Raw genomic sequence first — 12,572 nt, forward strand, 5'->3', positions numbered from 1 at the left:
CTTTTTTTAGCAATATGAAAAAATACAACTCTTTACGCTTACCACTTTTTATAGCTGCGGCCCTGTTTTCGCAGGTGCTGCAGGCCCAGACCGTAGATGGCTTACCCGCCACCATACCGCCTGTGCCCACTGTTTTTAACCTGGAGCCCTGGGAAGACCAGCACGTGACCAGCATTAACCGCGACCCTGCCCGTGCCACCGCCTATTCTTTTAAAACCGAGAAAGAAGCTATAACCGGCGATAGAAGCAAATCAGGCCGCATGCTGCTTCTGAATGGCGACTGGGATTTTAAGTTTGCCCTGAAACCAGCCGATGCTCCTGCCGATTTTTACAAGAGCCGCGTAAGTGGCTGGGATAAGATTGAAGTGCCTTCTAACTGGGAAATGAAAGGCTACGATATTCCGATTTACAAGAGCGCCGTGTACCCTTTCCGCCCCATAGATCCGCCACGGGTTCCAAAAGACTACAATGCCGTAGGTTCTTACCAACGCACCTTCACCATACCCGCCGACTGGAAAGACATGAACGTGACTCTGCATTTTGGCGGCGTAAGTTCCGGCTTCAAAGTGTGGGTAAACGGGCAGTTCCTGGGCTATGGCGAAGACAGCTGCCTGCCTTCGGAGTTTAACGTAACGCCTTACCTTAAAGCGGGCGAGAACATTGTATCGGTGCAGGTAATCAGGTGGAGCGATGGTGCTTACCTGGAGGACCAGGACCATTGGCGCATGAGCGGCATTCAGCGGGAGGTGATGTTGCTGGCGGAGCCAAAGCTGCGCATAGCCGACCTCCACTGGCAGGCAAAGCTCGACAAAGACTACAAAGATGCCGTTTTCAGCATCCGGCCACGCCTTGATAACTATACAGGCGACGAAATAAAAGGCTATAAGGTAAAGGCGCAGCTGTATGACAAGGCGCAGCAACCTGTGTTTGAGAAGGCGCTGGAGAAAACTGCTGAAGAAATTGTAAACGAAATTTACCCGCGCCTCGACAACGTGAAGTTCGGGCTGCTGGAAACGACTGTGAAGAACCCGCTGAAGTGGAGCGACGAAACTCCGAATCTCTACACGCTGGTGCTTTCGCTGGAAGACGAAAAAGGCAACGTGCTGGAGGCCAAGAGCTGCAAAGTCGGTTTCCGCAGCATCGAGTTTTCCAAAGACAACAGCAAACTCCTCATTAACGGAAAAGAAACCTACCTCTACGGCGTAAACCGCCACGACCACCACCCCACCAGGGGCAAAGCTTTAACCCGCGAAGATATTCTGGAAGATGTAAAGACGCTGAAGCAGTTTAACTTCAACACTATCCGTACCGCCCATTACCCTAACGACCCTTACTTCTACGACCTCTGCGACGAGTATGGCATTTTGGTAATGGACGAGGCCAATCACGAAACGCATGGCCTGGGCGGTAAACTCAGCAACGACCCCACCTGGACCCACGCCTTTATGGAGCGCACCACCCGCATGGTGATGCGCGATAAAAACCACCCGAGCATCATTATCTGGAGCCTGGGCAACGAAGCCGGCCGCGGCCCGAACCACGCAGCCATGGCCGAGTGGATCCACGATTTCGATATTACACGACCAGTGCATTACGAGCCGGCGCAAGGCAACCACCGCGAAGAAGGCTACATCGAATTGGGCGATCCACGCTACCTGGCTACCAACGACCATTCGCACCGCATCCAGAACCCGGTCGATCCTTATTATGTAGACATGGTGAGCCGCTTTTACCCCGGCCTGTACACCGTAGATCTGCTGGCGAACCAGCCAGGCGATAACCGGCCCATCATTTTTGTGGAGTACTCACACTCTATGGGCAACTCGACTGGTAATATAAAAGAGTTCTGGGATGCCTTTCGCTCCACCAAGCGTATGATCGGGGGCTGCATCTGGGAGTATAAAGATCAGGGTATCCTGAAGAAAAATGATAAGGGGGAGGAGTTCTATGCTTATGGCGGTGATTTTGGTGAGAAGCTGCACAACGGTAGCTTCTGTATTGATGGCATCGTGGACTCTGATGGCAGGCCAAAATCGCCAATGTATGAGTGCAAGCGCGTGTACCAGCCCATAGAATCGGAACTGGTTGATGCTTCTAAAGGCTTAGTAAAAGTCCTGAACCGCCATGCCAGTAAAAATGCCGGTGGGTATGACGTAACCTTAATCGTGCGCGAAGATGGTAAAGCTGTGCAGACCAAAAAGTTGCCTCGTATTTCTCTTGCTGCCGGCAAAGACACGGTAATTAATATATCTTCTTTCCTGCCAAAAAGGAAAGCCGGTTCAGAGTACCTGGCCGATATTCATTTTACACTGGCACAGGCAGAGCTTTGGGCTCCGAAAGGCCACGAAATTGCCTCTAACCAGTTTGCGATCACAGGTGTTCCACAAGTAACACCGGCCCGTAAAACACCTGCTGCACCAACTGTTGCTGAAAACGAAAAAGGTTTTGTGGTAAGCGGCAAAGACTTTAAACTGACAATTGATAAAGCCAACGGAGCGCTAAATTCCTATGTGTGGAACAACAAAGAGCAGATTCTGAGCCCATTGCTACCTAACTTCAGCCGTCCGCTTACCGACAACGATAAAAAAGGCTGGAAATCGGATAAGAAGCTAAAAGAATGGTATGAGCCGGGGCTGAAACTGCAAAGTGTTTCTGCTGACAAATCGCAGGCTGGCATGGTGAGAGTAACCAGTAATTACACGCTTATAGATGGAAAAGCAAAAGCCCAGGTAGTGTACACGCTGGCAGGCGATGGCGTGGTAAAAGTAGACTACTCCCTTACACCTGATGCCGGTTTACCTAATATTCCGAAAGTTGGCATGCAGGTTGGCATTGCCCGCGACTACGACCAGATCAGCTGGTACGGCAGAGGCCCGGTAGAGAACTACGTAGACAAGCGCTACGGTTTCGATGCCGCCATTTACTCGCAGCCGATTCAGCAGTTTATGGAACCGTACGTACTTCCGCAGGAAAATGGGAACCGCACTGACGTGCGTTGGATGTACCTGGCTAACAGCAAAAATGAAGGTTTAATGGTGGTTGCCGACAGCCTGCTCAGTATGAGCGCCTGGCCTTATACAGAGGCCAACATCAACGCAGCCAAACACACTTATGACCTACTAGATGCTGGCTTCATTACCCTGAACATCGACCTGGTGCAAATGGGTGTTGGCGGAAACGACTCCTGGTCGGATGTAGCTCAGCCGTTGGAGCAGTACCAGATACCGGCCAAACCGTACCGCTACAGTTTTTACCTGCAGCCGGTAAAGAAGAAAGTAGATGCCATTAGCAGCACAGCAAAAAATGTCAGGTTTTAACCTGACATTTTTTTTGATGGAAGAGAGAAGCCAGCTCAACCCTTGAATGGTTTGCGTGCAAAAAGCCTCTGGAAGGCCAATTTCATTAGAATAATTTAGTCGTGCGGTAGCCAATAGCTACAAACCGGTACGTTTTACACCAGCATGCTGTATTATTGAATAGTAATAACAATCTTCTGTTTTTATTTAGTTTTTCTTCATTATCATCCTGTAAAGATCTTGTGGGCGAGATCCTTACAGGATGACTATTGGTTTAGTAGCCTAAGTTGGTATAGCAGTGTGCAGCTTATTATGTGAATGAGGTACGGCTTTTGCTTAAATGGAGGCAAGGGGAGAAACTTCTGTAGCAGTGAGAGCCGACTAAGAATCTCATCTTTATTTGTTTAAATATAAATTTAATTTTTATATTTGATAGTGTAAAGCGGGGCTTACAGTTGTTCTGAAAACTACAAAATGCTTGTAAGCCAGCTATAAAGCCTGGTGAGCCAAAATTAAATATTTAGCTCCTGTTTTAATGCCTTCTGGATGTGTTCAGAGTACCTGCTTTTCAACAAATGTTAGTTTCCTGGTTTAGGATGATATAAAATCTTTGTTTTCATGATCCGAATAGTTTTTCTGCTCTTTTTATGTCTGGTCTCCCTGCAGGCTTTTCCGCAAAAAGGGAATGCGCTTACAGTAAAGGAGTTGAAATGCGAGTATCGGCAAAACCCCTTAGGAGTCGAGGCTGCTTCGCCCCGGTTGCAATGGCAACTGAATGCCTCGCAGCGGCATGTGGTGCAAACCGCTTACCGCATTCTGGTGGCCGATAGTCCGGAGCAGCTGCAGAAGAACAAAGGCAACATCTGGGACAGCAAAAAAGTAAAGTCGAACCAGTCGATACAGGTAGCCTATGCCGGTAAAAAGCTGGAGCCGGCCAAAGCCTATTTCTGGAAAGTAATGGTGTGGGACAACAAAGGCAATGCCTCCGGCTGGAGCGAGCCTGCCCAGTGGCAAACGGGCTTGCCAACTGCCCAGGACTGGAACGGTGCCCGCTGGATTGCTTACGAAGAGCTACCTGCGGAGCGTCGCATAGTGCCTGCCCAGCATGGTAAAGGCGAAAAGACGCTGGATGAAGGAAAGAACGTTTTGCCCCTTCTGCGCAAAGAGTTTTCTGTAACAAACCCTGTAAAACGGGCAACAGTTTACGTGTCTGGCTTAGGCCATTTCGAAATGAGCCTGAATGGTGAGAAAGTAGGCGATCATTTCCTGGCCCCCGGCTGGACCGACTACGACGAACATGCCCTCTACGTAACCTACGACATAACCAAGCAGCTGCAGCAGGGAGCCAACGCAGTGGGCGTAATGCTTGGCAATGGCTTTTACCATATTCCGCGCGGTTCGCAATATCGCAAATTAACAGGCTCTTTCGGCTATCCTAAAATGATTTGCCGCCTGGTGGTGGAGTATCAGAACGGAAAAACCGAGAACATTATCAGCGACGGCTCCTGGAAAACGGCTCCCGGACCAATTACCTTTAGCAGCATTTATGGCGGTGAATTTTACGATGCAACCTTAGAGCAGGCTGGCTGGAACAAGCCGAACTTCAAAGAAAACAACACCTGGAAGCAAGCGCTACTGGTGGAGGGACCCAAACTGGAGGCGCAAACATCAACGCCTGTTAAGCTTATACAAAATTTCACGCCCATAAAAGTAACGCAGCCGGAGCCCGGTAAATGGGTATACGACCTGGGGCAGAATGCTTCGGGCATTGTAGGCATTACCGTAAAAGGCAAGAAAGGAACCTCGGTTAAAATAACGCCCGGCGAACTGCTGAACGAGCAGCAACTGGTAACGCAGAAGCACACGGGCAGCCCTTATAACTTTATGTACACCTTAAAGGGCGAAGGCACCGAAAACTGGCAGCCACGCTTCACCTATTACGGTTTCCGGTATGTGATGGTAGAAGGTGGCGTGCCCGAAGGACAGCCTAACCCACAGGGGCTGCCGGTGGTGGTAAGCCTGAAGGGCCTGCACAACACCAATGCTGCCGAGCGTGTAGGAAAATTTGCTACTTCCAAAGACTTGTTCAATAAAACAGAAAACCTGATAGACTGGGCTATCCGCAGCAACATGCAGAGTGTGTTTACCGATTGTCCGCACCGCGAGAAGCTTGGCTGGCTGGAGGAAGTGCACCTGGTGGGCAGTTCTATTAGGTACAATTACGACATCGCCAGCCTTTGCCGAAAAGCGATGCGAGATATGCAGATGGCGCAGACAAGAGATGGCCTGATTCCGAACATTGCGCCGGAGTATGTAGAGTTTGAGTTTGCCGACGGTGTTTTCAGAGACTCTCCGGAGTGGGGTAGCAATGGCATTATTCTGCCCTGGTATCTGTACCAGTGGTACGGCGATAAACAGGTGCTGGAAGAGTACTACCCTATGATGCAGCGCTACGTGGAGTACCTGAAAAGCAAATCAAAAAGCCACATTGTAGCACATGGCCTCAGCGACTGGTACGACCTGGGCCCGGAGCGGCCGGGATTTTCGCAGCAAACGCCCAATGGCGTTACCGCCACCGCCATTTACTACTACGACCTCAATATTATGAGCAAAATCGCCAACCTGCTGGGCAAGCCACAAGATGCGAAAGCGTATGAACAGTTGGGCATGGAAGTAAGAAAAGCATTTAACGACACTTTTTTTAACACAGAAACAAAGCAATATGCCACTGGCAGCCAGGCAGCTAATGCTATGGCCGTTTACATGCAGTTGGTGGAGCCGCAACACAAAAACGCGGTGGTGGAAAACATTATAAAGGACATCAGAAGCCGCGATAACAGGTTAACGGCAGGGGATGTGGGGTATCGCTACCTGCTGCGCGTACTCGATGATGCCGGCCGTTCGGATGTGATCTACGACATGAACAGCCGCACCGATGTGCCGGGTTATGGCTACCAGTTAGTACAGGGAGCCACTGCCCTTACCGAGTCGTGGCAGGCGTTGCCGAACGTGTCGAACAACCACTTAATGCTGGGGCATATCCTGGAGTGGTTCTACAGCGGCATTGGCGGCATCCGGCAGTCAGAAAATTCAATAGCTTTCAACCAGATCGAGATCCGGCCCGAGATTGTAGGCGACCTGACTTCCTCGAATGTAAGCTACAACTCGCCCTACGGCACCATCAGCACCGACTGGAAAAGAAACGGTAATACGTTTGAACTGAGCGTGGAGATACCGGCCAATACCACGGCTACTGTTCACTTACCAGCCACTGCTACAGCCCAAATTCTGGAGAGCGGCAAACCGGTAAGCGGCAATAAAGACCTGCAGCAGCTGGAGCCTCAGAACGGCCGTGCTGTGGTAAAAGTAGGTTCGGGCACTTACAGGTTCGTGGTGCAGGATGCTAATTTTGAATGAGTGAATGATTGAATCTGAACAAGTTAGAAAGTTAGTGTGGTGGTTTAGGATTGTGTTGCAGCAGGAGAGAAACTATGGCGGGCTGTTAACATTTAATATTGAAAAAAAGATTCTGCTCATTCTGATTCAGACAAAAAATACTATTTAAACAATAAGAATGATTTTTAAAAAAGTAAGCATTTTCCTCGTAGTCACAGTTCTTTCTATTTCTGCCGCATTTTCGCAGTCGGTGATAAAGGAAGTGCCACAGAGCGAAATGCAGCGGGTGTATGAGGAAGTAAAAACACCTCATAAGTATGGCTTGGTGTTAACGGCGCCAGACGATTCGAAGAAGACCGACTGCCCAACCGTTTTCCGGAAGGGAAATAAGTGGTACATGAGCTACATCGTATTTGACGGGCAAGGCTATGAAACCTGGCTGGCTGAAAGCAAAGACCTGCTCAACTGGAAAAATCTGGGCCGCATTATGTCTTTCTCACACGACAGCACACAATGGGACGCTTACCAGAAAGCTGGTTACAACGCCCTGCAGGACCACAAGTGGGGCGGAAGCTATAAGCTGAAAAAGTTCGACAATAAATACTGGATGAGCTACTTTGGTGGTAACTCCAAAGGGTACGAGCCGGTGCCACTCTCCATTGGCATGGCTTACACCAAAAAAGACCCTGGTACAGTGCATGAATGGCAGCGGCTGCCAAAGCCTGTACTTGCGCCAGGCGATCCGGATGTACGCTGGTGGGAAAACAGGGGGAAACTGTTTAAGAGCAGCGTGATCTGGGACAAAGACAAAACAACTGGTCATCCGTTTGTTATGTATTACAATGCCGTAGGCGACTCTTTAGTTGATAATAAGAAAACCCGCTGGTACGAGCGCATCGGCATGGCTGTGTCTGATGACATGGTAAACTGGAAGCGTTTTAATAACGATCCGGTGGTGCATCACCCGGTAGGTATTACCGGCGATGGCGTGGTGCAGAAAATGGGAGATGTATGGGTGATGTTCTACTTTGGTGCCTTCTGGGAAGACAGAAAAGGAGCTTTTAACCGTTTTGCGGCCTCTTATGACCTGGTAAACTGGACCGACTGGAACGGCGATAACCTGATTGAGTCGTCGGAACCTTACGATGAGCAGTATGCCCATAAATCGTTTGTGGTGAAGCATAAGGGGGTAGTGTACCACTTTTATAATGCCGTAAACAAAAAGGAGCAGCGGGGTATTGCGGTGGCAACCTCTAAAGACATGGGCAAGAGCAAACTCAGCTTTACCTCCATTCCGAAATCAGAAGCCATTAATAAATAGTTTGTGTTGTGATTAAACCTGACGGGCATTAGAACCTGTCGGGTTTTCTACATTTATACTTTATTAATTACTCACCAACATTATACATGAAAAACCTATTCATTCTGAGTTTCCTGCTTGCTTTTTTTACCGTGCAGGCGCAGCAGAAAGAAACCGAGAGAACGAAGAATTTTGATGCTGACTGGCGCTTTCATAGAGGCGATGTGCAGGGGGCAGAGCAAGCAAACTTTAACGATGCCCAATGGCGCACTGTAGACCTGCCCCACGATTGGAGCATCGAGAATCTGCCGGGCACCAACTCTCCGTTTTCACCCGATGCCATTAATGGTGTGAGTGTGGGCTTTACAGTAGGGGGCACCGGCTGGTACCGCAAAACATTTACTGTTCCTGCATCTGCCAAAGGCAAACGTATGGTGCTGGAGTTCGAAGGCGTGTATATGAATTCTGATGTGTGGCTGAACGGGCAGCACCTGGGCAATTACCCCTACGGCTACTCTACCTTCGCCTACGACATTAGCGATAAAGTAAAACCGGGGCAGCAAAACGTGCTGGCAGTTCAGGTGAAGAACGAAGGCAAAAACAGCCGCTGGTACTCCGGCTCTGGCATTTACCGCCACGTTTGGCTTAAAACCCTGGAGCCGGTGCATGTGGCGCAATGGGGAACGTATATTACCACCCCTGAAGTAAGCACGGCCTCAGCCAAAGTAAATGCGCGTACAAAAGTGCAGAACAAGACCCGCAAAGCCGAAAAAGTAAAAGTAGTGACCCGCTTTCTGGATGCCAGTGGAGCAGAAAAAGCGAAAGCAGAAACCGCACAGTCTGTACCTGCCGGTGGAGAACTGGAGTTCAGCCAGGATGCCACACTTACTTCTCCGGCATTATGGTCTTTAGAATCTCCTGCTTTATACACGGCTGTAACGGAGGTATACAGAGGAAAAAAACTCTCCGATCGCACCGAGACAAAATTTGGTGTGCGTAAACTAAGTTTCGATGCCAAAAACGGATTCCAGTTAAACGGCAAGCCTACCTTGCTGAAGGGTGGCTGTGTACACCACGACAACGGTCCGCTCGGAGCCAAGGCCTACGACAGAGCCGAGGAGCGCAAAATACAGATTCTGCAAGCCAGCGGCTATAATGCCATCCGCTGTGCCCACAACCCACCTTCGCCTGCTTTTCTGGATGCCTGCGACCGTTTAGGGATGCTGGTAATTGATGAAGCTTTTGATACCTGGCGCGAAAAAAAGAACGCCGACGATTACAATGTGTATTTCGACAAATGGTGGAAGACCGATGTTGAAGCCATGGTGCTGCGCGACCGGAACCACCCCTCTATTATAATGTGGAGCTCAGGTAACGAAATTCCAAACCGGCAGAAACCCGAAGTGGCGGCCGTTTCTAAAATGATATCGGACCACATCAGGCTGCTGGATCCTACGCGCCCCGTAACAAATGGTGTAAATGGCGTAGATCCTGATAAAGACGCTCTTTTCGCCACGCTCGATGTAGTTGGATACAATTATGCCCGCGACAAGTATGTGTCGGAGCATGAGCGTGATCCGGAGCGGGTGGTGTATGCCGCGGAGTCGTTTACGATTGAGGAATTTGAGTACTGGATGGATGTGCTTGATCATTCCTGGGTAATCGGAGACTTTGTCTGGACAGCGTTCGACCACATCGGAGAAGCCAGTATTGGGTGGTTGGGTTATAAGCAAAGCAAAGACTTTTACCCCTGGAACCTGGCCTTTGTTGGCGATATCGATATATGCGGCTGGAAACGCCCACAGTCGTATTACCGCGACGCGCTGTGGCAGGTGGGCGATAACGTTTCTATTGTTGTAGCGCCTCCAACACCTACCTTCCCCGAAACTAACCCACGGCCAGAAACCTGGGCCAACTGGAAATGGCACGACCTGGTAGCCCACTGGAACTGGAGCGGCCACGAAGGAAAACCGCTGGAAGTAAAAGTGTTTTCTTCTAATGAGGAAGTGGAGCTGTTCCTGGACGGAAAGTCGCTGGGCCGCAAACCTACGAACCGCTCTACCAGGTTCACAGCTGTTTTTGAAGTACCTTATAAAGCAGGCGAATTAAAGGCTGTCTCTTACAAAGGCGGCAAACAGGCAGCTACCTCGATGCTCCGCACAGCAGCCACACCAAAGCAAGTAAAATTAACTGCAGACAGAACCGAAATTAAAGCTGATAACCAGGACCTGAGTTACATTACGGTAGAGCTGGTAGATGCCAATGGCGCGCGTCATCCGGATGCCGATAATTTAGTGAAGTTTGAGATAGAAGGCCCCGGAACAATTGTAGGTGTAGGCAATGCGGATCCAAAGAGCCTGGAGAGTTATGTAGATCCGCAGCGGAAGGCATGGCAGGGAAGATGCCTGGTAATTGTGAAAGCTGGCGATAATGCTGGGAACATTACGTTAAAAGCCAAAGCCGAAGGTCTGGCACCAGTGCAGGTTTCGATTAAATCAGCGAAATAAGAGTAAGTACCCTTGCCCTTTCGGAGGCGCTTTTGCCTTCGGAAGGGCTTTTTCATTAGAATAATTTATTTATAGGGTAGGCGACCTTACTTATTGCTCCTCCGCTATTCCAATTATGTCATTCTGGAAGGATCTTGTGGACGAGCTGCATAGACAGTAGCTAGTAGCTTTTTGGTCCAGGTTAGCCTGGTTTTGGCGATTGCAATGACTTCGGAATGAAGATGTTCTGTTCAATTTTCATTTCATGCACCTGGCACCTGCATTCTCTTCGTAACGGCTGTTGTATGAAACCACTTTTTACAAGTCGTTATAAATCCAGTTTTCGAGTGTAAACCATATGGAAAGATATCTATATTCAACTTAACCGGACTGCTATCGCGAGTTTTCAGCCTTATCCTGTCCTCAGTGGCTCTAAGTCTCCAAAATTGCCTGCCAAAACGCCTGGTTTCGCACCAAAAGCAGCTGTGCCATTTACCTTGCCGATCACTGTCCCCTGACTTCAACTTCGGCATGCCTGCAAGAGCTAATGGCCGTACAATACTTGGTTCTGTCGGGGGAAAAATCAGGGAATGAGCCTTGTTTAAATTTGCAAAAGATATGGTGCAAAATAAGGCTTTCAGCTCGTGGCAGATATAGTTGTTATAAATGCATATAGGTAGGCTCCTTCAGATGGTATACGCTTAAACTCAAATTATTTACATAAAAACGGCCTCCAGAAGCTGTTTTGAGGTTTTTTTGCCAAGGGTTAAACCAGGCATACAGGCGGTAAGTTAGTAGATTACCCCTTATCGCAAAACCCCATTCTTGGGTGTACTTCCTAAAGTAGTACGCCCAAGAATGGGGTTTTGCTTATATGATGTACGAAGGCTCTGGTAGGCCTGCTGAAAGTAAAAATGGAAATAGATTTTTGTAAGAAGGGCTAGCTTCTTAGCTCCTGCATAACTCCTTCACCCTCTCTCACTTCTTTTATTAACAACAATTTAACAATTGAACAATTAAACCATTCAACCGCTAACAACCAGCAATTATTCGAATGAAAATGGCCTTCCGAAGGTAAAACGGCTGATCGGTGTCAAGGGTGTTTAGTGCAGTCCGATGCGGGTGGCGATCTTGTGGGCGCATTCCAGGACGACCTTGTTTGTCTCCTCCAGGGAGATGTCTTCGTTGTACTCGGTAGTCAGGATGGAGACGGCCAGCACGGCTACCACGCCGGAGCTGGCGTCGCCGATGGGGGCGACGATGTCGGTGACGCCCTTAGAGAGGTTGCTGGCCTCGCCGTGCTGCCCGGTCTCTCGGATCTGGTCCAGGAGCTGGAGGAACTTCTTCTGCTGGGCCTTGGAGTAGCTCTGGAAGAGTTCGTTCTCAGCCAGGACGGCCTGTCGCTTCTCGGGCTCGAGGTAGGCCAGCAGTACACGGCCCGAGGCGGTGAGCAGCAGGGGGAAGAGGCTCCCTTCCTCGATGGAGAGGGCGATGGGGCTCGGGCTCTTGGCCTGGTGGATGACCATGAGCTGGTTCTGGTAGAGCACGCTCAGGTGGCAGGACTGCTTGAGCATGCCGGCCAGCTGGTGCATGGGGTACTGGGCGGCGGCGCGTATCTCGTCGACGGGGGAGTGGCGGTGGGAGAGGTTGTAGAGCTTGAGCGAGAGCTTGTACTTGCCCGATATCTCCTCCCGGTTAATGTAGCCGCGTGCCTCCAGGGAGACGAGCATGCGGAAGATCTCATTAGGGTTGCGGTTAATGCCAATGGCGATCTCAGTCTGGGAGAGGGGGATGGCCTTCAGGGCCAGGTACTCAAGAATGTCGAGGCCCTTCTCCAGGGCCGGCGCCTGGTACTTGACAGCTTTTTCTGTCATGGGTGAATTACGTTAAGTTTGGTGGATAATTTTAGATAGGCCGCATATGCGAACTATTGTTCTTTAGTTTCTTTTTAAACTTAACTAAGATACTATAAATATCTCGGTTCTCGATTATTTGCCGCCATCTTATCGCATATTAAATAAACTATTGAATTAGGCACTTAAGCAATAACCATTTTATAGGGATGTGGAGGAGCGGCCACCATCCTTTTGAGGA

5 protein-coding genes are annotated in these 12,572 nt (G+C 49.6%); 4 read left to right on the top strand and 1 reads right to left on the bottom strand.

Going from position 1 to position 12,572, the window contains the following annotated elements:
• The first annotated feature begins 14 nt into the window (after window positions 1-14).
• The 4 genes from FVR03_RS18100 to FVR03_RS18115 all read left to right on the top strand — a co-directional run bounded on the left by FVR03_RS18100 (window position 15) and on the right by FVR03_RS18115 (window position 10,499).
• Entirely contained in the window at window positions 15-3,317 is a 3,303-nt protein-coding gene (locus FVR03_RS18100) for a glycoside hydrolase family 2 TIM barrel-domain containing protein (protein ID WP_147923180.1), read from the top strand.
• 597 nt (window positions 3,318-3,914) lie between these two features.
• On the top strand, window positions 3,915-6,713 hold the full coding sequence (locus tag FVR03_RS18105) for a glycoside hydrolase family 78 protein (RefSeq protein ID WP_147923181.1): 2,799 nt from the start codon (window positions 3,915-3,917) through the stop codon (window positions 6,711-6,713).
• 157 nt (window positions 6,714-6,870) lie between these two features.
• Window positions 6,871-8,013, top strand: a complete 1,143-nt coding sequence (locus FVR03_RS18110) for a glycoside hydrolase family protein (RefSeq protein WP_147923182.1) — start codon at window positions 6,871-6,873, stop codon at window positions 8,011-8,013.
• Between the two features lie 86 nt (window positions 8,014-8,099).
• On the top strand, window positions 8,100-10,499 hold the full coding sequence (locus FVR03_RS18115; protein ID WP_147923183.1) for a glycoside hydrolase family 2 TIM barrel-domain containing protein: 2,400 nt from the start codon (window positions 8,100-8,102) through the stop codon (window positions 10,497-10,499).
• A gap of 1,082 nt (window positions 10,500-11,581) precedes the next feature.
• Here the strand turns inward: FVR03_RS18115 and FVR03_RS18120 are convergent.
• On the bottom strand, window positions 11,582-12,352 hold the full coding sequence (locus FVR03_RS18120) for an IclR family transcriptional regulator (RefSeq protein ID WP_147923184.1): 771 nt from the start codon (window positions 12,350-12,352) through the stop codon (window positions 11,582-11,584).
• Between the last annotated feature and the right edge of the window lie 220 nt (window positions 12,353-12,572).

The organism is Pontibacter qinzhouensis, from assembly GCF_008017455.1.
In the GTDB taxonomy this organism is placed as follows: Bacteria; Bacteroidota; Bacteroidia; order Cytophagales; family Hymenobacteraceae; genus Pontibacter; species Pontibacter qinzhouensis.